Raw genomic sequence first — 22,574 nt, forward strand, 5'->3', positions numbered from 1 at the left:
TCACAACGGCAGCCCTCCGGTGGCGGCGTTGGTCGAGCCCGTGGCCTGGTAGGCCGCGATCGTGCGCTCGGCGATGCGCATCTGGTGGATCTCGTCGGCCCCGTCGGCGAACCGCGCCCAGCGGGCGTTCTGGAACATGTGGGCCAGCGGGGTGTCGGTGGAGTAGCCCAGCGCGCCGTGCACCTGGATCGCCCGGTCGACGATCCGGTTGAGGCTGTTGGCCACGAAGTGCTTGGCCATCGAGACCTCGGTACGGAAGTCCTCACCCTTGTCGATCTTCGAGGCGGCGTGCAGGACCATGAGCTTGCACTGGTAGAGCTCCATGGCCGAGTCGGCGATGAGCCACTGGATGCCCTGCTTCTCGGCGAGCAGCGAGCCGTGGCTGTAGCGGTTGAGCGCCCGCTCGACCATCATGTCGAGCGCCGTCTCCGCCTGCGAGATCCAGCGCATGCAGTGCGCCAGCCGGGCCGGGCCGAGCCGGTACTGGCCCAGGCGGTGGCCGTTGCCGCGCCCGCCGAGGATCTGGCCGTCGGACACCCGCAGGTCGGTGATGACGATCTCGCTGTGGCCGGTCGAGCCGTGCATCGTCTCGACCTCGCGGACGTCCTTCCAGCCCTCCTGCGGCAGGTCGACGAGGAACGCGGTGTTGGCGCCGCGGGCCCCCTCGGGCGCGTCCAGCTCGGTCTTGGCGATGAGGATGGCGAAGCTCGCGCGCCGGGCGTTGGAGATGAACCACTTGTGGCCGTTGATGACCCACTCGTCGCCGTCCTTGACGGCGTGCGTGCGGATGAGCGTGGGGTCGGAGCCCGCCACCTCGGGCTCGGTCATCGCGAAGCAGGACATCTTCACGCCCTGGAGCAGCGGCCGGAGGTACTTCTCCTTCTGCTCGTCGGTGCCCCAGTGCAGCAGCGTGTGCATGTTGCCCTCGTCGGGGGCGGCGCAGTTGAGGATCCACGGCCCGAGGCGGGTCTTGGCCGCCTCGGACTGCACCATGGCCAGCTCGACGTGGCCCAGGCCCATCCCGCCCCACTCCTTGGGCATGTGCGGCAGCCAGAGTCCCTCGGCCTGCGCCTTGCCGCGCAGCTCCAGGATGGTCCGGATGTACTCCTCCCGGCTGACGGCCCTCTCCTCGGAGTCGAAGCCCTTGACGGCCGGGATGACGGTCTCCTGGATGAAGGCCCGCACGCGGCGGCGGATCTCCTCGTGCTCGGGGGCGAGTGTGAAGTCGATGGCCATGTGGTCTCCTTCGGGACGGTCCGCGGACGTTCAGTACGGCCTGCGGGCGAGGGATGAGGCGCGGTCGAGCAGGATCCGCACCGCGCCGCCGAACGAGGCGAACGCGGGGTTGGTGGTCTGACCGGCCCGGTAGCGGAACCAGATCTGCTGGGCGATCACCGCCAGCCGGAAGAGGCCGAACACCTCGTAGAACTCCCACCGCTCCATCCGCAGGCCGGTGCGGTCGAGGTAGCGCTCGACGAACTCCTCGCGCGTCGGCATGCCGGGCAGGTGGGTCGGCTGGTTGCGCAGGACGGCGTACATCTCGTCGTCGTCCGCCGTGATCCAGTAGGCCATGGCGGAGCCCAGCTCCATCAGCGGGTCGCCGACGGTGGCCATCTCCCAGTCCAGGACGCCGACGACGCGCGGCGGGCCGTCCAGGTCCAGGACCAGGTTGTCGAGCTTCCAGTCGTTGTGGATCAGGCGGGTCGCGGCGTCCTCCGGCCGGTGCCCGTCCAGCCAGGCCATCACGTCCTCGCCGTCGGGCACGTCGTCGGTGAGCGCGCCCCGGTACCGCCGCGACCAGCCCTCCACCTGGCGGCGGACGTATCCGGGGCCGCGGCCCAGGTCGCCGAGACCCGCTCCCGCCGGGTCCACGGCGTGCAGGTCGGCCAGGGTGTCGACCACGGTGTGCCCCAGGGCCCGGGTCCGCGCCTCGTCGAGCACCACGCCGGGCGGGAGCTCCCGGCGCAGGATCGTGCCCGCGACGCGCTCCATCACGTAGAAGTCGCCGCCCAGGACCGCGGGGTCGTCGCAGAAGGCGACCATCTCCGGGACCGCGCCGAAGTGCGGCCGGAGCCGCTGCTGCACCGTGAACTCGCGCCGCATGTCGTGGGCGGAGGCGGCCTTGTGCCCGCGCGGCGGCCGGCGCATGATCAGGTCGCGCCCGCCGTACCGGAGCAGGTAGGTCAGGTTCGACACGCCCCCGCCGAACTGCCGGACCTCCGGCGGGCCGTCCGCCGCCAGGTCCGGGACCCGCGCAGCGAGCCAGGCGTGCAGTGCCGCGACGTCGAACGCGTCCTCCCGCCGGACCTCTCCGGCCTCCTCGCGCACTGCGGAACTCATGGGCGCACGCCCCTGCGGTGCGCGCGGCGGGTTCTGGTCACGATCTGCACGGGAACTCCTTCGTCGAGGACGGTGACAACATACCAAACGGTCGGTACGTTCATAGAGTGGTCGTTCCGGCGGAGGAACCGGCCCCGTCCCGGCGGAAGGGAGGCCCCGATGCCCCAGGTCCACACCGTCCTCGGTCCCGTCGACACCGCCGAGCTCGGCCGCACCTACATGCACGAGCACGTGTTCGTCCTCACCCCCGACGTGCAGCAGAACCACCCCGAGCAGTGGGGCGACGAGGACGAGCGCGTCGCCGACGCGGTCGGCAGGCTCCGGGCGCTCGCGGCCCAGGGCGTGCGCACGATCGTCGACCCCACCGTCATCGGCCTGGGCAGGTACATCCCCCGCATCCGGCGCATCGCCGAGCAGGTCCCGGAGCTCAACATCGTCGTCGCCACCGGTTGCTACACCTACGGCGACGTGCCGTTCTTCTTCCACTACCGGGGGCCGGGGCTCGGCGCCGCGCTCGGCACCGACGTCCCCGACCCCATGGTCGACATGTTCGTCGGGGACATCGTGGACGGCATCGGCGGCACCGGGGTGAAGGCCGCCCTGCTCAAGTGCGCCATCGACCGCGCCGGCCTGACCGGGGGCGTGGAGCGGGTGATGCGGGCGGTCGCCAGGGCCCACCGGCGGACCGGCGCCCCGATCACCGTGCACACCCACCCCGGCAGCCGGACGGGGCTGGAGGCCGGGCGGGTGCTCTGCGAGGAGGAGGGCGTGGACCCCGGCCGCGTCGTGCTCGGGCACAGCGGCGACACCACCGACGCCGACCACCTCACCGAGCTCGCCGAGGCCGGTTTCATCCTGGGCATGGACCGCTTCGGCATCAACCTCGACACCACCTTCGAGGCGCGCGCCGACATCGTCGTCGAGATGTGCCGCCGCGGTTTCGCCGGGCAGATGGTGCTCTCGCAGGACGCCTCCTGCTACATCGACTGGATCGACCCGGCCGTCCTGCCCTTCCTGCCGGACTGGAACTACCTGCACATCGAGCAGGCCGTCCTGCCCTACCTGCGTGAACACGGGGTCACCGACAAGCAGATCGGCACGATGCTCGTCGACGTCCCCCGCCGCTACTTCGAGACCACCGGCCCGTACTGAACCGGCCCGCACCGGGAAGTCCGGATAGCGGCACGCTGACGTAAATCCTGTCCAACGACCAGTGTGTCCCGGTCATCGCCCGGGGACCAGGAATGAAGATTCTCATGGTCCGCACCGGCATTCGGATGTCATGGATCCCGGCCTTCCGCGATCGGCGCGGGAGGCCTCTCCACTGACCGGCGAGGAAAGATGCAGCCGGGGTCAGGGGTACTCTCCGCGCTCCCTCGCCGAGGTGGCGGCCACGAGGCAAGCAGGCAACGAGTTCAGGAGGACCTCAGTGATCAAGCGTGCCAAGCCCACCAAGAACGGCCAGGTCAAGATCACCTTCACCGTGCCGGCCGACCGGATCTCCGGCGGAGTCTCCCTGGTCGGCGACTTCAACGGCTGGGACCCCTACGCCCACCCGATGCAGCCGAAGAACGACGGCACCTACCAGGTGACCGTCACCCTCCCCGCCGATCGGGGCATCTGCTTCCGCTATCTCGCCGACGGCGGCCTGTGGTTCGACGACGCGGACGCCGACCGCCACGACCAGCACGGCGGGTACCTCGACGCCGCCGCGGCCAAGCAGCCCCGGCCGGAGGCCGCCAAGGCGCCCGTCAAGACGCCCGTCACCCGGGTCCCGGGGAAGCAGCCGCTCGTCTCCCCCGTCCCCGCGCTCGCCACGCCGTAGCCCGCCGTACGGCGCCCTCCGTCGTCCGCACGCCACCGGTCCCGGGCCCGCGGTTCCCTACGAAGTCTTTGCCCGACACGGAGATGAGCCCGCGGGCCCGCCGGGGACAAGCTGCGTATTGTCAGTGAGCTGGGGAGACGCAATGAGCCGTCTGAGGATCAGCAGGACCGGTGTGGCGGTCGTGGCGGCGGGGGCCGTACTGACCGGGTGCATGCCGTGGCAGAGCGAACCTGAGGACAAGAAGGTCACGGCCGCCGCCAAGGCGTCGGCGGCCGCGGCGGAGAAGGCGACCGCGCTGAAGGCCAGGCAGGCCAGGGCGGCGAAGGCCAAGGCCAACGAACTGGGCCAGATTCCCGTCCTCATGTACCACCGGGTGATCGAGAAGCCGACGAACACCGACGACCGCACCCCCAAGCAGTTCCGCACGGAGCTGGAACGACTGGCGAAGGAGGGGTACGTCCCGATCACCGCGGCCGAGTACGTGACCGGGAGGATCGGCATCCCCGAGGGGCGCCACCCCGTCGTCCTCACCTTCGACGACTCCTCGCCGTCGCAGCTCACCCTGGACGGGTCGGGCGCACCGGCGCCGGACACCGCCATCGGCATCCTGCAGGACGTCGCCAAGAAGCACCCCGGGTTCCGCCCGGTGGCCACCTTCTACGTGACACGCGACATGTTCGGCAAGGCCACACCCGAGGAGCAGACGCAGATGCTGGCGTGGCTCCACGACAACGGGTTCGACATCGGCAACCACACCAAGAACCACGAGAACCTGCTCGGCAAGCCGAAGAAGCAGGTGTACGAGGAGATCGCCGCGGGCCACCGGCTCATCACCGACCTGGTCCCGGCCAAGCCGGTGACGCTGGCGCTGCCGTACGGCAACCAGCCGAGCACCAAGGAGTGGGGCCGCAAGGGCAAGGCGGGCAAGGTCTCCTACGACTACGGCGGGGTGTTCCTCGCCGGGTACACGCCCGGGGCCTCGCCGTTCAACAAGGACTTCGACCCGCTCGGCATCCCGCGGATCCGGTCGATGGACAAGAAGGGCGACTGCGCCAAGTTCTGCTCCACCGCCTGGCTCGACTGGCTGGAGAAGAACGCCGACGAGCGCTACACCTCCGACGGCGACGTCAGGACGGTCGCCTACCCGAAGTTCAAGGCGCCCTTCATGGCCAAGCGGTTCACCGATTACGCGGTCGCCTACTAACCTGTCCCGGGTGACAGGCATGATCTCTGAGCTGTTCGACCCGGCGGCATGGCGCGAGGTCGAGGGATTCGACTTCGCCGACATCACCTACCACCGCGCCGTGGACCAGGGGACCGTCCGGATCGCGTTCGACCGGCCCGAGGTCCGCAACGCCTTCCGGCCGTCGACCGTGGACGAGCTCTACCGCGCGCTCGACCACGCCCGGATGAGCAGCGACGTGGGCTGCGTGCTGCTCACCGGGAACGGGCCCTCGCCGAAGGACGGCGGATGGGCGTTCTGCTCCGGCGGCGACCAGCGCATCCGGGGGCGCGACGGCTACAAGTACGCCGCAGGGGAGACCGCGGAGACCGTGGATCCGGCGCGCGCGGGCCGCCTGCACATCCTGGAGGTCCAGCGGCTGATCCGCTTCATGCCGAAGGTCGTCATCTGCGTGGTGCCGGGCTGGGCCGCGGGGGGCGGGCACAGCCTGCACGTGGTGGCCGACTTGACCCTCGCCAGCCGCGAGCACGCCCGCTTCAAGCAGACCGACGCCGACGTGGGCAGCTTCGACGGCGGGTACGGCTCGGCCTACCTGGCCCGCCAGGTGGGCCAGAAGTTCGCCCGCGAGATCTTCTTCCTCGGCGACACCTACACCGCCGAGGACGCCCACCGGATGGGCATGGTCAACGCCGTGGTCCCGCACGCGGAGCTGGAGAAGACCGCGCTGGAGTGGGCCCGGAAGATCAACGGCAAGAGCCCCACGGCCCAGCGCATGCTGAAGTACTCCTTCAACCTGATCGACGACGGGCTCGTCGGCCAGCAGCTCTTCGCGGGCGAGACCACCCGGCTGGCCTACATGACCGACGAGGCCGTCGAGGGCCGCGACTCGTTCCTGGAGAAGCGGGAGCCCGACTGGAGCCCCTTCCCCTGGTACTTCTAGGAGGGGCGCAGGCGCCGTCCGCGGGTGCGGTTCCCGCCCGGCTCCGGCAAGCTGGGGCGATGGCGAAGCTCGACCGGCGGGTCGTGGAGGCGGCGGAGGCCGCGCTCGCGCAGCGGAAGTTCGTGACGGCGATCGACGTGCTCACCGGTGTGCGCTGGCTGCACGCCCGGCACGTGGACACCTGGCGGCAGGGCCGGGCGGCCGCGCTGGAGGAGCTCGCGGCCGTGGACGGCGCGCGGATGACCGACGCGGTGGCGATCCTGCGGCGGTGGGCCGAGGAGCGGGGGCTCACCCCCGGCGAGGCCGCCTACCTCTCCGCCGCCCGCGACCGGGGCCCGCTCCGCTTCCTCTCCGACGGGGACGACTCCGCCTTCCGCGTGCACTGGGTCTCCCCCGAGCTGAGCGAGACCCGGCGCAGGCGGCTCGCCGAACGGCAGAGCAAGGCGCCCGATCTGACGGTGGTCGCGCCGCTGAAGGCCTGGGAGTGCGCGGACTGCCGCGGCACCGGCCCCTACCTGATCATGGAAGAGGGCGATCCGCACTGCCTGACCTGCGCGGACCTGGACCACCTGGTCTTCCTCCCCGCGGGGAACGCGGCGCTCAGCCGCCGGGCGAAGAAGGAGAGCGGGCTGGCCGCCGTGGTGGTCCGCTTCAACTCCCGGCGCAAGCGGTACGAGCGCCTGGGGATCCTGGTCGAGGAGGCCGCGCTGGCGCTGGCCGAGGAGCGGTGCCTGGCCGACGAGGAGGTACGGCTCCGCCGCCGCGAGCGCGACCGGGAGCGGCGGACGGTCGAGGACCTGCGGTTCCAGGACCGGATGGCCGGGGAGATCGTCCGGATGTTCCCCGGCTGCCCGCCGGAGCGCGCCGGGGAGATCGCCCGGCACGCCGGGGAGCGCGGCAGCGGCAGGGTGGGCCGTACGGCCGCCGCCCGGGTCCTCGACGAGAACGCCGTCACACTCGCCGTGGTCGCCTCGGTGCGGCACCTCGACACCGACTACGACCGGCTGCTGATGTCCGGGGTGCCCCGCGCCGAGGCCCGGGACCGGATCCGCGCGGCCGTCGACCGGGTGCTCGCCGGCTGGCGGCACCCCGGCCGGCCCGGCCCGGCCGATCCGTGACGGTCCGGGAAACTGTCGGACCCCGGTCCCACAATGGACCGCATGGACAAGTGGCGTGAGGTCCGCGAGACGGTGCGCGAGTTCGCCCTGCGGTTCCCGGGGGCCTACGAGGACCACCCCTGGGGCGAGACCGTGGTCAAGGTCAACAAGAAGATCTTCGTCTTCCTCGGGGTCGAGGAGCCGACCGAGAAGTGGAGCCCCACGCTCGGGGTGAAGCTCCCCGAGTCGCACGGCCACGCGCTGGCCCTCGACGGCGTCCAGCCCTCCGGCTACGGGCTCGGCAAGGCGGGCTGGGTGACGATTGCGCTGACGGGCGCGCTGCCGGAGACCGAGGTGCTGCTCGACTGGGTCGAGGAGAGCTACCGCGCGGTGGCCCCCAAGAAGCTGGTCGCCACCCTCGACGCCCCCGAAGGCTGATCCTCCCTCCCGGGCCGCGCCGCCGCAGGGCGGCGGCGGTCACGGGGCGTCCGAGGGGCGGGCGGCGAGGATGCGGGAGAGCAGGGCGGTGAGCCCGGCCCGCTCGGCGGGGTCCAGGGGTGAGAACCACTCCTGCTCCCGGCGGGTCTGCTCGGCGAAGGCCGCGCGGACGGCCGCCTCGCCCTCCGCGGTCAGCGCGACCTCCACCGCGCGCCTGTCGTCCGGCACCGGGCGCCGCTCGACCAGGCCGTCACGCTCCAGGGTGTTGACCGCGTTGGTCATCGCCGAGCGGGACATCGCGGAGATCTCGGCGAGCCGGGCCGGCTGGGTCGGGCCCAGCAGCCAGAGCTTGAACATCAGGCGGAACCCGGCGAGCGTCCAGCCGCGCGGGCGGTGGATGCGCGCCTCCAGGTCCGTGACGAGCAGGTAGGCCAGCTGGAGCAGGTTGTAGGCCAGCTCGAACGCCTCGGGGTCGGCGGGGGGCGGCATGGCGGCCAGGCGCTCCCTGGCGTAGGCCGCGTACCGCAGGTCCGCCCTGGCCGCCGCCTCCGGTTCCCTGCCCGCCGTCTCCGGTTCACCGCTCACCGATTCCACCGGGCAAGTCTTGCGCAGGGGCTCTCACCTCGTGAATATTGTTACGGCCATAACAATATTCGGGAGACCTTCTGTGCGCATCGTCATCGCCGGCGGCGGCATCGGCGGCCTGGCCGCCGCCCTCAGCCTGCACGCCGCGGGGTTCCGGGACGTGGCCGTCCACGAGGCCGCGCGGGAGATCAGGCCGCTGGGCGTGGGCATCAACCTGCTGCCCCACGCGGTGCGGGAACTGACCGAGCTCGGCCTCGCCGACCGGCTCGCGGAGATCGGCGTGGCCACCGCCGAGCTGGCCTACTTCAACCGGTACGGCGCCGCCATCTGGTCCGAGCCCCGCGGCCTGGACGCCGGATACGCCTGGCCGCAGTACTCCGTGCACCGGGGGCGGCTGCAGATGCTCCTGCTGGAGGCCGTGACCGAGCGGCTCGGCCCGCAGGCCGTACGGACCGGGAGCAGGATCACCGGCCCGGGGGCGGAGGACCTGCTGATCGGCGCGGACGGCATCAACTCGGCGGTCCGGGCGCACCTGTTCCCCGGCGAGGGGCCGCCGCCGTGGAACGGGCTGGTCCTGTGGCGCGGCACGACGTACGGCGAGCCGTTCCTGACCGGACGGTCCATGATCATGGCCGGGGACGGCACCCGGAAGTTCGTCGCCTACCCGATCGAGACGGGCGGGCGCACGCTGATCAACTGGATCGCGGAGCAGCCCCTGGACGGCGAGGCCCCCGACCGCGGCGACTGGAACCGCCCGGCGGACCGGCACGAAATCGCACGGCACTTCGCGGACTGGACGTTCGACTGGCTCGACGTCCCGGGGATCATCACCGGGGCCGGGTCCGCCTACGAGTACCCGATGGTGGACCGCGAGCCGCTGCCGTACTGGACGTCGGGGAACGTCACGCTGCTGGGCGACGCCGCCCACGCCATGTACCCGATCGGCTCCAACGGCGCCTCCCAGGCGATCATCGACGCCCGGGTGCTCGCCCACTCCCTGGCGGGCGGCGGCCTGGCGGCCTACGAGGCGGCCCGCCGCCCCGCCACGACCGCGCTGCAGCTGTCCAACCGGAAGATGGGCCCGGAGATCGTGATGAAGCTCGCCCACGAGCGCGCGCCGGCCGGGTTCGACGACATCGAGCAGGTCGTCCCCTACGCGGAGCGCGCCGAGATCGCCGCCTCCTACAAGCGCACCGCCGGGTTCGACCCGGCCTCGCTCAACGGGCGCCCGTCCTGGAGCGTGACCCGGTGAACCTCGAACCGCTCGCCGTGTTCCGCGTGGAGCTCGACCCGATCCTCGACCTCGGCGACTCGCAGTGGGGCCGCCGCCGGGTGATCAACATCGTGGGCGGGTCGTTCGAGGGCCCCCGCCTGGCGGGCACCGTGCTCCCCGGCGGGGCCGACTGGCAGGTCGTGCACGCCGACGGCATGGCCAGCATCGACACCCGCTACACGCTGCGCACCCACGACGGCGCCCACCTCTACATCTCCACCACCGGGGTGCGGCACGGCCCCCGCGAGGTCATGGAGCGCCTGGCCGCAGGAGAGCCGGTGGACCCGGCGGAGTACTACTTCCGGCTGTTCTGCCGCTTCGAGACCGGCGACGACCGCTACCTGTGGCTCAACCGCACCCTCGCCGTGGCCTCCGGGGCCCGCACCGCCGACGCCGTCCGCTACGACGCCTACGCACTCACCTGACCCCGAGGAGCCCACGATGCCGAAGCTGAACCGCGCCCCGCTCCCCCTCGCCGCCGAGCACGACACGCCCATGCCCGTGCGGGACGGCACGATCCTGCGCGGCGACGTCTACCGCCCGGCGGAGGGCGGGCCGTTCCCCACGCTGCTCGTCCGCACGCCGTACGGCGAGGGGACGTTCCGGCAGGTGCCGAAGATCCCCGCGCTGGAGGCGGGCTTCGCGGTGGTCCTGCAGCACTGCCGGGGGCGCGGGAGCAGCGACGGCGAGTTCCGGCCGTGGCTGGACGAGGGCGCGGACGGCCACGACACGATCGCCTGGATCACCGCGCAGCCGTGGTCGAACGGCGAGGTCGTGATGAGCGGCATGTCCTATCTGGCCGGGTGCGCGCTCCAGGCGGCGGCGACCCGCCCGCCGGGGCTGAAGGCGGTGGTCGCCTCGATGACCCCGCACGACTTCCACGACGGGCTGAAGTACCACGGCGGGGCGTTCGCGCTGGGCTCGGCGCTGAACTGGGGCGCGCTGCAGTCGATGCTCGGCCTGCTGCACGGCATGGAGGCGGGCGAGGACGTCGGCGCCGCCTTCGGCGCGCTCCTGCCGGTGCTGGGCGACCAGGCCGCCGCGGCGCGCACCCTCCCGGTGTCCGGCGTCCCCGGCATCCCGTGGTGGCGCGACTGGACCTCGCACCCGGAGCGCGACGCCTACTGGCAGGAGGCGGCCGAGACCCTGCGGCACGACCGGATCGAGGTGCCGGTCATGCACGTGGCGGGCTGGTTCGACCTGTTCCTCTCCGGCACCCTGGAGAACCACCGCCGCCTGGGCGGTCCGCTGGTCATCGGCCCCTGGTCCCACCTCGCGCAGGGGACCGGCACCGGGCGGCTGGACTTCGGGTTCGCCGCCTCGGCCCAGGCGCTCCGGCTGGAGCAGCGGCAGCTGTCCTTCCTGAAGGGCGAGGACACCGGCCCGGCCGTGAAGATCTTCGTGATGGGCGACGACGTCTGGCGGGACGAGGAGGCCTGGCCCCTGGCCCGCGCGGTGGAGACCCGCTACCGCTTCCACTCCGACGGCCTGCTCTCCCCCGCGCCCCCCTCGACCCCCGAGGCGACCGCGCCCGCCGCGTTCACCCACGACCCCCGCGACCCGGTCCCCACGACCGGCGGCCCGCTCCTGCTGCCCGACCCCACCAACGTCGGCCCCCAGGACCAGAGCGGCGTGGAGCTCCGCTCCGACGTGCTCTGCTACACCACCGAGGTCCTCACCGCGGACATCGAGGTGACCGGGCCGGTCTCCGTGACGCTGCACGGCTCGACCTCCGCGGCGAGCACCGACTGGACCGCCAAGCTGGTCGACGTGTACCCCGACGGCCGGGCCATGAGCGTGGTCGACGGAATCGTCCGGGCCTCCGCGCCGTCCGGGGTGCACGAGATCGACCTCGTCGCCACCAGCCAGGTCTTCAAGGCCGGCCACCGCATCCGCGTCGAGGTGTCCAGCTCCAACTTCCCCCGCTTCGACCGCAACCCGGGCACCGGCGGCGTCCCCGCCGAGGCGTCCGAGGCCGACCTGTCCGTGCAGCACCAGACCGTCTACCCGGACTCCTACATCACCCTTCCGGTCGTCCCCCGCTGAGCGGGCGGGTCAGGGCTGCTGCCAGGCGAGGCGGATGGCGAAGCCGACCAGGAGCAGGCCGGTGGCCTGCTCGATCCGGGCCCGGATCCGGGGGGTGCGGAGCAGCGCGCCGATCCGGGCCACGACCACGTTGTAGAAGCTGAACCACAGGACGTACAGCGCCGCGAAGATCGCCGACAGGAGCAGGGCCCGGCCCAGGGTGTTGCCGTGGGTGGGCAGGAACTGCGGCAGGAACGTCACGAAGAACAGCGCGACCTTCGGGTTGAGCACGTTCGACAGGAAGCCGTTGCGGATGTGCTGGAGCGGGGAGCGCCGCTCGGGCGGGAGGCCGGTGGCGGCGGTGGCAGTGGCGGCAGTGGCGGCAGTGGCGGCGGCGGCCGTGCGGCGGCTGGCGCGCAGGGACTGCACGCCGAGCCAGAGCAGGTAGAGCACTCCCACGACCTTCAGCGCGGTGAAGGCGGTCGCGGAGGTCAGCAGCAGGGCCGAGAGCCCGACGGCGGCGGCGGTGGCGTGCACGGCGAGGCCGATCAGGCCGCCGAACATGGTCAGCAGGCCGGCGGTACGGCCGAAGGCGAGGGCGTTGCGGGTGATCAGGGCCTGGTCGGGCCCGGGAATCATGATCATTACAAGCGCCGTGACCGCGAAGGTCGTCAGCATGGAACGGGGGTCTCCCTGAACGCGTGGTGAAACAAGTGCCTTATGGGCGCGTTCATCCTATTCATCCAGGGAGACCCGGATTCAACCGGCCCGGGAGACGGCGGGCGTCACCGGGCGGAGGTGCGGAAGGGCGCGGCCGGCCGGCCCAGGTTCGGGGCGCCGAGCAGCGTCCGGGAGGAGACCGCGTAGATCCCGTCGTTGGTGAAGACCCAGACGATCTTCCGGTCCCACTCGGTGTAGACGGCGTGGGTCTGGTTCCCCAGCGCGTAGTCCGGGACGTTCGCGCTGAACCCGGCCGGCACGAACTGGGCCGCGATCTTCGGGTGCCTGACGTCGCGCGTGTCGAAGAACTGCACGCCCGCGTTGTAGAACGCGTACGGCAGCAGCCCGGCCTTCGGGTCCCCCGGCGAGGTGTAGGAGCCCGAGCGCTTGGGACCGAAGCTCCCGCCGCGCTGGCAGTAGTCGGCGAACTTCGCGCCCGCCGCGGGCCGCGGCCGGGGCAGCGCGCCGACGATCCGGGGCGAGCGCGGGTCGCGGACGTCGATCTGGAAGACGTCCTTGTACGGCTCGCGGCAGTCCTCGCCCAGCGGGTAACCGGAGACGTAGACCATGCCGGTCTTCTCGAACTGCGAGACGTCCACGTTGTCCGCCTCGGTGCCGCCGACGGACATCGGAAGGTCGAGGTGGGCGACCTCCCTCATCTTCGACGGGTCGGAGATGTCCAGCACCGACAGGCCGAAGCCGCCCAGCGCCGCGAAGCCGTACCGCCCGCCCTCCTCGATCGGCGTCGGGACGAACAGCGGCATCCGCGCGCCCATCCAGGAGGTCTGGTTGCCGCAGCGCGGGTTGCGCGCGTAGGCGGCGGACTCGTCGGCGACCTGGCCCTTCCTGTGCCACTCGCCGACCTTCCTCGGGCTGGCCGGGTCGGACATGTCGTAGGCCTGGTAGCCGGCCGAGTACAGGTAGGTCGGCACCTCGGTGTTGCTCCAGGTGTCCAGCGGCGCGACGGCGACGAACATGTACCTCCCGCCGGTCCAGTACGGCGCGTCCAGCGAGCCGGAGCCCTGCTGCGGCCCGGTGACCGGCGCGTTGAGCGGGTCGGCCGCGCTCGCGTCGGTGGTGACCGTGGACAGCAGCTTCCAGTCCTTCTTGCGGGGGCCGTCGAGCCGGTAGACCTTGAAGCCCTTGAAGCTCTTCTGCGCCCGGAGCGCCGCCACACCCTCGGGATTGTTGAACTTCGTCCGCTCCGGCGCGTCGCCCAGCTCGCCCACCTGGCGTTTCTGCTCGAAGCTCTGCACCATCACGTACGCCTTGAGCTTCGCGCTCCACTGGATCGTCGAGGCGCCCCAGTAGTCGTGGGCGGCCCAGTCCTTCCCCTTGTGCAGCTCGACGTTCTCCCCGTAGGGGACCTTCACGTCGGACCGGCTCAGCCGCTCGACGATCCGGACTTTCCGCACGTCGGTGACGTCGTAGACGCGGGCCTCGCTGCGGTCGTACTGGAACAGGTACCGGCGTCCGTCGAAGTCGACGACGTTCTGCCAGGTGTGGAAGTAGTCGGGGGTGAAGTCCGCGCCCCGGTAGGCCGCCTCGATCCTGATCGGCCCCTCGGTGTAGGAGCGCGGGTCGTAGCCCTTCGTCTTCGGGAACAGGTCCTGCGCTCCGCCGGGGAAGGCGTGGCGCTCCTCGCTGGCCGGGGTCAGCCACGGGTGCCGGAAGGTGCCGTCGAGCTGCATGCCGTACGTCCCGGGCCCGGGTTCGGACGGGCGGCGGTCGCCGCAGACGGAGGGGATGTACGGGTCGTCGGGCGCCGTCGCCCGCGCCGCCGTGCCGGAGGTGAGGAGCAGACCCGCGACACCGGAGGTGACCAGGGCGTGCCGGAGGAAGTGGCGCATGGCGCGGCCTTTCGCGCGAGGAGGGCTGAAGAGGGAACGCGCCCAGCCTCGCCCCTCGGGTCTCCGCCGTGCCATGCACCGTTCCACGGGGCGGAACCGCCTCCGTTCCGCCCCGTGGAACGCGCACTCTCAGGTCACGGTGAGGCGCCGGCGGTACTTCTCCTCGCGCCAGTGCTCCTTCTCCAGCACCTCTGCCAGCGTGACCGCCGCGTCGTAGACGTCCGCGTACCCGATGTAGAGCGGGGCGAATCCGAAGCGCAGGATGTCCGGGGCCCGGAAGTCGCCGTGCACGCCCCGGTCGATCAGGGCGCGCATGACCGGGTAGCCGTCGGGGTGGGTGAAGCTGACCTGGCTGCCGCGCCGTTCCGGGTCGCGGGAGGTGACGAGCGCGAGGCCGTACGGCGCGCAGAGCTCCTCGACCAGATCGATGAAGAGCGAGGTGAGCGCCGTGCTCTTGGTCCGGAGCGCGGTCAGGTCCACCCGCTCCCAGACGTCCAGCGAGGCGTTGAGCGCGGCGAACGAGAGCACGTGCGGGGTGCTCACGGTGAAGCGCCGGATGCCCTCGGCCGGGCGGTAGTCCGGCTCGAACGCGAACGGCGCGGCGTGGCCGTGCCAGCCGCTCAGCAGGTGCTCGGTCGCGTTCTGGTGGCGCGGGTGAACGTAGACGAAGGCCGGGGAGCCAGGGCCGCCGTTGAGATACTTGTAGGTGCAGCCGACCGCGAAGTCCGCCGGGGCCATGTCCACCCGGTAGGCGCCCGCGCTGTGGCAGAGGTCCCAGATCATCAGTGCGCCCGCCGCCTGCACCCGGGCCGTGACCTCGGCGGTGTCGTGGCGGTCGCCGGTGCGGTAGTCGACCTCCGAGAGCAGCACGCAGGCCACGTCCCCGCCGGCCAGCGCCTCGTCGAGGCCGTCGGTGCCGCGCACGTCGCGGACCTCGTAGCCGCCCAGCGCCTTGACCAGCCCCTGGACCATGTAGCGGTCGGTCGGGAAGTTCTCCAGGTCGGAGACGATCACCCGGCGGTCCGGGCGCAGGCGCAGGGCCGCCGAGACGGCCTTGACGATCGCGATCGAGGTGGTCTCGCCCACCACCACCTGGCCCGGACCCGCGCCGATCAGCGGGGCGATCCGGTCGCCGGTGGTCTCCGGCAGGTCGAACCAGCCCGCGGCGTTCCAGCCGCCGACCAGGCGGCCGGCCCACTCCTCCTCGACGACCCGGGTGAGCGCGGCCGAGGCCGCCCTCGGCGGGGCGCCGAGCGAGTTGCCGACCAGGTAGACGGTCCCTTCGGGCAGGACGAACTCGTCCCTGAAGTGTTTGAGGGGGTCGGCGGCGTCGAGCGCGACGCAGTCCGCGCGGCTGATTGTCACGAGTCGTCTCCCGAGTAGGTCCTTACCGATATACCTCCATCATCGGGCATCGAGGGTGATCGGGGCATCGGGGGGTTCCGGGGGACGGAACCCCCCGATCCTGCCGCCGATCAGGACCGGCCGCGGTCCGGGGTCAGCCGCACCACCGTGTACGGCAGCACCGGGTCGGCGGCTCCGTACTGGAAGTTGACCACCAGCAGGTCGCGGCCGTCGAACGCCGCCGTGGAGGGGCCGTGCAGCCTCGGATCGGTGACCCGCTCCAGCAGCCTGCCCCGGCCGGAGCGGGCGTCGAGCCGTATCACGTTGACGGTGTTGCCGTCGCCGTCGGCGTTGCTGACCGCGTAGAGCGTGCGGCCGCGGATGAGCAGGCCGTCACCGCGCACCGGGTCGCCGCCCAGGTCGATCGGCCTGACGGTGCGCCGCCGCAGGTCGATGCGGTGCAGCACCCCGTCGTTGTAGTCGGCGACGACGAGGTACCGCTGGTCCGGGGTGACCGCGACGCCGTTGAGGTTGAAGCCCTCGGTGTACACGACGTCCGTGCCCCGCAGGTCGAGGAAGGCCCGCAGCGGCGCGGTCGCCCCGCTGCCGCCCCGCAGCTCCGCGGCGCCGATACGGTAGATCGTCGGCTGGAACGAGTCGGTGACGTAGACGTCGCCGTTCCCGGCCACGGCGACGTCGTTGAGCATCGAGTTCGGCGTGGCGGTGGCGAAGCGGTGCAGGAGGGCGCCGGTCCGCGTGTCGTACACCCACACGAAGCCGGTCGCGCCGCCCGCGACGATGAGGCGGCCGGCGGCGTCGACCTTCATCCCGCCGGCGGTGGTCCGGCCGTCGGCGGCGTTGCCGGGCAGCCACACCGAGGTCTGGGGCGAGCGGACGTCGCCGCGGTAGATGCGTCCGTCGGTCAAGCTGCTGACATAGAAGTACGGCGTCTTGGGGTCGCGGGCGATGCCCTCGGGGTAGGCGTCGTCGCCGGCCAGGACGTAGACGCCGGGCCGGTCGGCCGGAGCCGGAGCCGCCACCGCCACCGCCGCCGGTGCCGGTGTCACCGCCGCTGCGGCGCCGACCGGGGAGGCGAGCACCGCGGCCGCCACGGCCAAGGGGATGAGTCTGGAGATGCGCACGGTTTTCCTTCGATCGTTGGTCGTCGCCAGCCTCGCCCACGGGCCGGCACCCCAACAAGATCATTTTTGGTATCCCGGGATACCCTGCGGGTATGCCGGTCGATCTGCGCCTCATGCGATACGTCGTCACGATCGCCGAGGAAGGCGGCTTCCAGCGCGCCGCCGAACGCCTGCGCATGGCCCAACCACCGCTGAGCAGGCAGATCCTCGAACTGGAGCGCCACCTGGGGGTGTCGCTGTTCCACCGCCGCCCGACCCGGCTCACCGAGGCGGGCGAGGTCTTCGTGGCGTCCGCGCGGCGGGTGCTGGCCGACGCCGACGCGATGGTCGAGCGGGCGCGGGCGGCGGGGCGGGGCGAGTCCGGCACGGTACGCCTGGGAATGGTCGCCAGCGCCGCCCACGAGACGGTGCCGGAGGTGCTCGCCGCGCTGCGGCCCGCGCACCCGGACGTCGTCGTGCGGGCGCACGAGGCCTGGTCGGGCGAGCTCGCCGCCGGACTGCGGGCGGGCCGGTTCGACCTGGTCCTGGGACGGACGATCCCGCGGCGTCCCGGCCTCGCCCGGCAGACCGTCCGGCGGGAGCCGCTGGTCGCGGTCGTCGGCCCCGCCCACCCGCTCGCCGGCCGCCCCGCGGCGGCCCTGTCCGACCTGTACGGCAGCCGGCTCCGCCTGGTCCCCGGTGACGTGGCGCCCGACTACCGCGACATGCTCCTGGCCACCCTGGCCCGTACCGGCCTGGAGTTCGAGGTGGACGACTGCCAGGTGCTCGGCTGGCGCCACCTCGGCCTCGACGACGGCAAGAGCTTCGCGCTGGTGCCGGGTTCGCTCGGCGCCCTCCCCACGGCCGACGGCGTGGTGCTCCCGCTCACCGACCGCCTGCCCGCTCCCGACCTGGAGCTGGTCTGGCGGCGTGACGCCCTGCCCCCGGCCGGCGCCGCCTTCACCCGCGTCGTGGAGGCGACGGCGCGGGAGCGCGGCTGGCTGGAGACCGCTCCCGGCGGCCGGCCCGGCTGACACCGGTGCCGCCCACCGGTCACGCCGGGGCGGCGGCCTCCGGGACCGGTGGCGGCCGCTTCACGTTCTCAGCGGCCGATGAAGCGTACGGCGTTGCCGCCGAGCAGCTTGGCGCGGGCCGTATCCGACAGGAACCCCGCCCCCCGGACCAGCGAACCGACCGGCGACTCGCCCAGCGGGTAGGGGTAGTCGGAGCCGAGCATGACCCGGTCCTCGCCCATCGTGTCCACCAGCAGCCGCAGCGCCCGCTCGTCGAACACCACCGAGTCGACGCTGAAGCGCTCCACGTAGTGTGAAGGCGGCAGCTCGGAGACGCCCACCAGGTCGCTCCTGCGGTGCCAGGCGTTCTCGAACCGGCCGAGCCAGAAGGCGAACGAGCCGCCGCCGTGCGCGAAGCAGATCCGTAGCGACTCCGGCACCCGGTCGAAGACCCCGCCGAGGATCATCGCGAGCACCGACAGGTGGGTCTCGGCGGGCATGCCGACCAGCCACTGCGCCATCCAGCGCTCCAGCCGGGGGCCGCCCGGCATGTCCCACGGGTGGACGAAGACGGGCGCGCCCACGGCGGCGCAGTGCTGGAGGAACTGCACGACGCCCGCGTCGTCGAGGTCGCGGTCGCCGACGTGGTTGCCGATCTCGACGCCGGCGTGCCCGGCGGCCAGGCACCGGTCCAGCTCCGCGCAGGCCAGGTCGGGGTCCTGGAGCGGCACCTGGCAGAACGGCACCAGCCGCTCGTCCGCGCAGATCTCCAGGGCCAGATCGTTGAAGATCTTCGCGACTTCCGCGGCCTGCGCCGCGGGGCGCTCGTAGGAGAAGAACACCGGGGTCGGCGAGACCACCTGCACGTCCACCCCGTCGGCGTCCATGGCCTCCAGGCGGCGGGCCGGGTTCCAGCAGTCGTCGGCGATCCGGCGGAACTCCCGGTCGCCGAGGAGGATCGCGGCCTCCCGCTCGGAGTCCACCCGGAGCCGGGGCGCGTCCGCCCAGCCGAGTCCCGGCCAGCCCTTCGGGACGTGGTGGGTGTGGACGTCGACGATCACGCGCTATCCCTTGCCCGGGTGGAGCGCACCGCAGTTCTCGCAGGTGCGGGCCTTCTCGTCCGCGTAGAACGCCTGGAAGACCGGAGGCAGGTCGGCCACGATGTCGTTGACCTGGAGCTCGACGTCGTGGACCACGGCGTCGCACTCCTGGCAGTACCAGCGGAACCTCTCCAGCACGCCCTCCGGCCGGATGCGCTCCACCACCAGGCCGACCGAGCCCTCCTCGGGGCGCTGCGGCGAGTGCGGCACGTTCGCCGGGAGCAGCCACATCTGGCCCTCGCGGACGTGCACGGTCTCCGGGCCGTCCGGGGTCATGACGTTGACGTGCATGTTCCCCCGGATCTGGTAGAAGAGCTCCTCGTAGGGGTCGATGTGGAAGTCGGTCCGCGCGTTCGGCCCGCCGACGACCATCACGATGAAGTCGCCGGCCTCCTCGAAGAGGACCTTGTTGCCCACCGGCGGCTTGAGCAGGTGGGCGTGCTCGTCGATCCACGCGGCGAGGTCGATGGGAGCGATCATGGGTTTTCCTCTCGGAGCGGCCGGTAGGCGACGGCCTGGATCTCGATCAGCAGGTGCGGGTGGGGCAGCTGGTGCACCGCCACGGTGGTGCGGGCGGGGCCCGTCTCGTCGAAGTACTCGGCGTAGACCCTGTTGTACCCGCCGAAGTCGTTCATGTTCACCAGGTAGGCGGTGATCTGGACGAGGTCGCTCAGGTCCGCCCCGGCGGCCTTGAGGACGTCCCCGATGTTCTCGATCACCGCCCGGGTCTGCTCGGCGATGTCGAGCGCGACGGTGCCGAACTCGTCGGCCTCGGCGCCGGCGATCGTGTTGTCCGGGCGGCGGGAGCTGGTGCCGGAGACGTAGATGAGGTCCCCGGCCCGTTTGGCGTGCGGGAACCTCCCCCTCGGCACGGCCTTGCCCCTGACGACGATCCCCTCGGTCATGACCCCGCCTCCCCACCGGCCGCACCGGCCGGCTCCGTGCCGAAGGAGACCCTGCCCAGGTGCCGGATCTCGACGCTGACGTGCGCACCGGGGGCGAGCGGCTCGGCGGGCGTGGCGGCCCCGGCCAGCAGCACCCATCCGGGCTCCAGGACCGTCCCGGCGCGTACGGCGAGGCGCGCGGCCTCGGCGACCGCCCGGCGCGGGTCGCCCAGGATCGCCGCCGTGGAACCGACCTGGACCGGGCGGCCGTCGATCTCCAGGACGACGCCCAGATTCCACCGGGCGGGATCGTACGGCTGCCAGGGGCCGACGGCGTACCCGGCGGCGGAGGTGTTGTCGGCGACCACGTCGGGCAGCGAGAACCGGAAGTCCTCGTAGCGCGAGTCGATGATCTCGATGCCCGGCGCGACGGCCGCGACGGCGTCCGGCGCGAACGCGTCGGCGACCGAGGCGATCCGCCGCCCGATCAGGTAGACGACCTCCGGCTCGACCCGGGGGTGGATGTACCCGGTGACCGGGATCGTGGCGCCGTCGGGGACGGCGGAGGCGGCGGTGACGCGGCCGAGGATGAGGTCGCGCACGCCCATCTGGCGGCGCTTGCCCTCGCTGGTGAAGCCCAGCTTCACCCCCGAGAGCCGGTCCCCGCGCTCCAGCCGGAGCCGGAGCAGCTCCTCCTGGACCCGGTAGGCGGTGTCCACGTCGTAGTCCTGCTCCGGCTGCGGCACGGCGCGGGCCGTGCGGGCCGCCTCGTCCAGGATCCCGGCGAGCTTGCGGACGTCGAGGGTCACCGCTCCCCCTCCGTCCGGGCGCCGTCCCCGGCGCGGGCCAGGTCGAGCGCGATGTCCACGATCATGTCCTCCTGGCCGCCCACCATCCGGCGCCGGCCCGCCTCGGTCAGGATGGTCCGGGTGTCCACCCCGTACCGCGCCGAGGCCGCCTCGGCGTGCCGCAGGAAGCTGGAGTACACGCCCGCGTAGCCCAGCGTCAGGGTCTCCCGGTCCACCCGGACCGGCCGGTCCTGCAGCGGCCTGACCAGGTCGTCGGCCGCGTCCATCAGGGCGTGCACGTCGCAGCCGTGCTCCCAGCCCATCAGGTCGGCCACCGCCGCGAACACCTCCAGCGGGCAGTTGCCCGCGCCCGCGCCCATCCCGGCCAGCGAGGCGTCCACCCGGTACGTCCCGTTCTCCACGGCCACGACCGAGTTGGCCACGCCCAGCCCCAGGTTGTGGTGGGCGTGGACGCCGATCTCCGTGTCCTCGGCGAGGACCTCCCGGTAGGCCCGGACCCGGTCCCGGACGCCGTCCATGGTCAGCCTGCCCCCGGAGTCGGTCACGTAGACGCAGTGCGCGCCGTACGACTCCATCAGCGCGGCCTGCCGCGCCAGCTCGGCGGGCTCGGCCATGTGCGACATCATCAGGAACCCGGCCACGTCCATGCCGAGCTCGCGCGCGGTCGCGATGTGCTGGGCGGAGATGTCGGCCTCGGTGCAGTGCGTGGCGATCCGGACCGAGGCGACCCCGAGCGCGTGGGCGCGCCGCAGGTCGGAGACGGTGCCGATGCCGGGCAGCAGCAGGGTGGTCAGCCTCGCCCGCCGTACGGCTCCCGCGACCGCCTCGATCCACTCGTCGTCGGTGTGCTCGCCCGCGCCGTAGGTGAAGCTGCCCCCGGAGAGCCCGTCCCCGTGGGCGACCTCGATGGCCGCGACCCCGGCCGCGTCCAGCGCCGCCGCGATCGCGGCGGCCTGGGCGGCGGTGTAGCGGTGCCGGACGGCGTGCATGCCGTCCCGCAGGGTCACGTCCTGAACGTAGATCCTCACGCGCCCGCCCTCTCCACCGCGAGCGGTCCCGCGGCGCCCGGCGGGGTGTCCGCCCCGGCGCCGGCCCGCTCGGCGATCCGCTCGGCGGTGCGCAGCGCGGCCGAGGTCATGATGTCCAGGTTCCCCGCGTAGGCGGGCAGGTAGTGGGCGGCGCCCTCGACCTCCAGGAAGACGCTCACCTTCACCCCGCCGGTCCGCTCCCCGGTGGGCAGCGGCTCCCCCGCAGGGACCGCGTCGAACTGCACGTCCTGCTTGAGCCGGTAGCCGGGCACGTACTCCCGGACCCGCTCCGCCATCTCCCGCACGGCTCCCGCCACCGCGGCCTCGTCGCACGCGTCCACCAGGCAGTAGACGGTGTCCCTCATGATCAGCGGCGGCTCGGCCGGGTTCAGCACGATGATCGCCTTGCCCCGGGCCGCCCCGCCGACCCGCTCGATCGCCCGCGACGTCGTCTCGGTGAACTCGTCGATGTTGGCCCGGGTGCCGGGCCCGGCGGACCGCGAGGCGATCGAGGCCACGATCTCCGCGTACCGGACCGGGACCCGCGAGGCCACCGCCGCCACGATCGGGATCGTCGCCTGCCCGCCGCAGGTGACCATGTTGAGGTTCCGCTCGCCGAGGTGGTCGTCCAGGTTGACCGGGGGCACGACGTACGGTCCCAGCGCGGCGGGGGTCAGGTCGATCACCCGCGTGCCGTGCTCCCGCAGCACCCGGTCGTTGTACCGGTGCGCCGCGGCCGAGGTGGCGTCGAGCACGACGTCCACGCCCGCGAACTCCGCCAGCTTCACCAGGCCGTCGACCCCCTCGTGCGTGGTCGCCAGCCCGCGCCGCCGGGCCCGGGCGAGACCGTCGGAATCGGGGTCGATGCCCGCCATCGCGACGACCTCGACCTTCTTCGAGAGCAGAGCCTTGAACATCAGATCGGTCCCGATGTTCCCGGAACCGAGGATCGCGATTCTCATGGCCGCTCACCGCTCCTCACTCGGGCGTCCGCGCCGC

The 22,574-nt window shown here is 72.5% G+C and carries 23 protein-coding genes; 10 read left to right on the forward strand and 13 right to left on the reverse strand.

Features of this window, described 5'->3' with window-relative positions; all coding sequences use genetic code 11:
• Nucleotides 1–1,236 (reverse strand): acyl-CoA dehydrogenase family protein, encoded by a 1,236-nt coding sequence (locus tag FHS22_RS14415; protein ID WP_184941920.1) that lies wholly within the window; start codon nucleotides 1,234–1,236, stop codon nucleotides 1–3.
• 30 nt (nucleotides 1,237–1,266) lie between these two features.
• A complete protein-coding gene (locus tag FHS22_RS14420) occupies nucleotides 1,267–2,340 on the reverse strand; it encodes a phosphotransferase family protein (protein WP_184941922.1) in 1,074 nt (357 codons plus the stop codon).
• 159 nt (nucleotides 2,341–2,499) lie between these two features.
• Between FHS22_RS14420 and FHS22_RS14425 the strand changes: the two genes are divergently transcribed.
• The 6 genes from FHS22_RS14425 (at nucleotide 2,500) to FHS22_RS14450 (ending at nucleotide 7,823) form a co-directional block, all read left to right on the forward strand.
• Nucleotides 2,500–3,492, forward strand: coding sequence for a phosphotriesterase family protein (locus FHS22_RS14425; RefSeq protein WP_184941924.1), 993 nt, complete (start codon nucleotides 2,500–2,502; stop codon nucleotides 3,490–3,492).
• 277 nt (nucleotides 3,493–3,769) lie between these two features.
• Nucleotides 3,770–4,165 carry an isoamylase early set domain-containing protein gene (locus FHS22_RS14430; protein ID WP_221473636.1) on the forward strand — a complete coding sequence of 132 codons (396 nt, stop codon included), beginning with the start codon at nucleotides 3,770–3,772 and terminating at the stop codon, nucleotides 4,163–4,165.
• A gap of 142 nt (nucleotides 4,166–4,307) precedes the next feature.
• Nucleotides 4,308–5,369 (forward strand): polysaccharide deacetylase family protein, encoded by a 1,062-nt coding sequence (locus FHS22_RS14435; protein WP_184941925.1) that lies wholly within the window; start codon nucleotides 4,308–4,310, stop codon nucleotides 5,367–5,369.
• Nucleotides 5,370–5,388: 19 nt separating this feature from the next.
• A complete protein-coding gene (locus FHS22_RS14440) occupies nucleotides 5,389–6,288 on the forward strand; it encodes a 1,4-dihydroxy-2-naphthoyl-CoA synthase (RefSeq protein WP_184941927.1) in 900 nt (299 codons plus the stop codon).
• A gap of 59 nt (nucleotides 6,289–6,347) precedes the next feature.
• The gene (locus FHS22_RS14445; RefSeq protein ID WP_184941928.1) at nucleotides 6,348–7,406 is read left to right on the forward strand and encodes a DUF2293 domain-containing protein; all 1,059 of its coding nucleotides are present in this window, start codon (nucleotides 6,348–6,350) and stop codon (nucleotides 7,404–7,406) included.
• A gap of 42 nt (nucleotides 7,407–7,448) precedes the next feature.
• Complete coding sequence (locus FHS22_RS14450) at nucleotides 7,449–7,823, forward strand: MmcQ/YjbR family DNA-binding protein (protein WP_221473637.1); 375 nt, start codon at nucleotides 7,449–7,451, stop codon at nucleotides 7,821–7,823.
• A 39-nt stretch (nucleotides 7,824–7,862) separates the two neighbouring features.
• On the opposite strand, the gene FHS22_RS14455 is transcribed toward FHS22_RS14450, so the two are convergent.
• On the reverse strand, nucleotides 7,863–8,408 hold the full coding sequence (locus FHS22_RS14455; RefSeq protein WP_338047750.1) for a MarR family winged helix-turn-helix transcriptional regulator: 546 nt from the start codon (nucleotides 8,406–8,408) through the stop codon (nucleotides 7,863–7,865).
• An 82-nt stretch (nucleotides 8,409–8,490) separates the two neighbouring features.
• On the opposite strand from FHS22_RS14455, the gene FHS22_RS14460 reads away from it, so the two are divergent.
• From FHS22_RS14460 to FHS22_RS14470, 3 genes are read left to right on the forward strand one after another with little or no spacing between them, the layout of a single operon-like run.
• Nucleotides 8,491–9,660 (forward strand): flavin-dependent oxidoreductase, encoded by a 1,170-nt coding sequence (locus tag FHS22_RS14460; protein WP_184941932.1) that lies wholly within the window; start codon nucleotides 8,491–8,493, stop codon nucleotides 9,658–9,660.
• Nucleotides 9,657–10,106: a DUF3237 domain-containing protein gene (locus tag FHS22_RS14465; RefSeq protein WP_338047751.1), complete on the forward strand. Its 450-nt coding sequence runs from the start codon at nucleotides 9,657–9,659 to the stop codon at nucleotides 10,104–10,106. Before FHS22_RS14460 ends, FHS22_RS14465 begins: the two co-directional genes overlap by 4 nt.
• A gap of 16 nt (nucleotides 10,107–10,122) precedes the next feature.
• Complete coding sequence (locus tag FHS22_RS14470) at nucleotides 10,123–11,727, forward strand: CocE/NonD family hydrolase (RefSeq protein WP_184941934.1); 1,605 nt, start codon at nucleotides 10,123–10,125, stop codon at nucleotides 11,725–11,727.
• A gap of 9 nt (nucleotides 11,728–11,736) precedes the next feature.
• Here FHS22_RS14470 and FHS22_RS14475 read toward each other — a convergent pair whose 3' ends face one another.
• The 4 genes from FHS22_RS14475 to FHS22_RS14490 all read right to left on the reverse strand — a co-directional run bounded on the left by FHS22_RS14475 (nucleotide 11,737) and on the right by FHS22_RS14490 (nucleotide 16,762).
• Nucleotides 11,737–12,384, reverse strand: coding sequence for a LysE family translocator (locus tag FHS22_RS14475; protein ID WP_184941936.1), 648 nt, complete (start codon nucleotides 12,382–12,384; stop codon nucleotides 11,737–11,739).
• 107 nt (nucleotides 12,385–12,491) lie between these two features.
• Nucleotides 12,492–14,276, reverse strand: a complete 1,785-nt coding sequence (locus FHS22_RS14480; protein ID WP_184941937.1) for an LVIVD repeat-containing protein — start codon at nucleotides 14,274–14,276, stop codon at nucleotides 12,492–12,494.
• A 129-nt stretch (nucleotides 14,277–14,405) separates the two neighbouring features.
• A complete protein-coding gene (gene kynU / locus FHS22_RS14485; RefSeq protein ID WP_184941938.1) occupies nucleotides 14,406–15,641 on the reverse strand; it encodes a kynureninase in 1,236 nt (411 codons plus the stop codon).
• Nucleotides 15,642–15,751: 110 nt separating this feature from the next.
• The gene (locus FHS22_RS14490; RefSeq protein ID WP_184941940.1) at nucleotides 15,752–16,762 is read right to left on the reverse strand and encodes an SMP-30/gluconolactonase/LRE family protein; all 1,011 of its coding nucleotides are present in this window, start codon (nucleotides 16,760–16,762) and stop codon (nucleotides 15,752–15,754) included.
• Between the two features lie 92 nt (nucleotides 16,763–16,854).
• On the opposite strand from FHS22_RS14490, the gene FHS22_RS14495 reads away from it, so the two are divergent.
• Nucleotides 16,855–17,775 carry a LysR family transcriptional regulator gene (locus FHS22_RS14495; RefSeq protein ID WP_184941941.1) on the forward strand — a complete coding sequence of 307 codons (921 nt, stop codon included), beginning with the start codon at nucleotides 16,855–16,857 and terminating at the stop codon, nucleotides 17,773–17,775.
• 68 nt (nucleotides 17,776–17,843) lie between these two features.
• On the opposite strand, the gene FHS22_RS14500 is transcribed toward FHS22_RS14495, so the two are convergent.
• Genes FHS22_RS14500 through FHS22_RS14525 form a run of 6 tightly spaced genes read right to left on the reverse strand, consistent with a single transcriptional unit; the run spans nucleotide 17,844 to nucleotide 22,537 of the window.
• Nucleotides 17,844–18,815 (reverse strand): amidohydrolase family protein, encoded by a 972-nt coding sequence (locus tag FHS22_RS14500; protein ID WP_184941943.1) that lies wholly within the window; start codon nucleotides 18,813–18,815, stop codon nucleotides 17,844–17,846.
• A gap of 3 nt (nucleotides 18,816–18,818) precedes the next feature.
• Nucleotides 18,819–19,334: a 3-hydroxyanthranilate 3,4-dioxygenase gene (locus FHS22_RS14505; protein WP_184941945.1), complete on the reverse strand. Its 516-nt coding sequence runs from the start codon at nucleotides 19,332–19,334 to the stop codon at nucleotides 18,819–18,821.
• Nucleotides 19,331–19,759: a RidA family protein gene (locus FHS22_RS14510; protein WP_184941947.1), complete on the reverse strand. Its 429-nt coding sequence runs from the start codon at nucleotides 19,757–19,759 to the stop codon at nucleotides 19,331–19,333. The genes FHS22_RS14505 and FHS22_RS14510 overlap by 4 nt, the downstream gene beginning before the upstream one ends.
• Nucleotides 19,756–20,547 carry a 2-keto-4-pentenoate hydratase gene (locus FHS22_RS14515; protein ID WP_184941949.1) on the reverse strand — a complete coding sequence of 264 codons (792 nt, stop codon included), beginning with the start codon at nucleotides 20,545–20,547 and terminating at the stop codon, nucleotides 19,756–19,758. Before FHS22_RS14515 ends, FHS22_RS14510 begins: the two co-directional genes overlap by 4 nt.
• Complete coding sequence (dmpG, locus tag FHS22_RS14520) at nucleotides 20,544–21,575, reverse strand: 4-hydroxy-2-oxovalerate aldolase (RefSeq protein WP_184941951.1); 1,032 nt, start codon at nucleotides 21,573–21,575, stop codon at nucleotides 20,544–20,546. Before dmpG ends, FHS22_RS14515 begins: the two co-directional genes overlap by 4 nt.
• On the reverse strand, nucleotides 21,572–22,537 hold the full coding sequence (locus tag FHS22_RS14525; protein ID WP_184941953.1) for an acetaldehyde dehydrogenase (acetylating): 966 nt from the start codon (nucleotides 22,535–22,537) through the stop codon (nucleotides 21,572–21,574). Before FHS22_RS14525 ends, dmpG begins: the two co-directional genes overlap by 4 nt.
• Between the last annotated feature and the right edge of the window lie 37 nt (nucleotides 22,538–22,574).

This window comes from Thiemannella venezuelensis (assembly GCF_014203605.1).
GTDB classification, from domain to species: Bacteria; Actinomycetota; Actinomycetes; order Streptosporangiales; family Streptosporangiaceae; genus Planomonospora_A; species Planomonospora_A venezuelensis.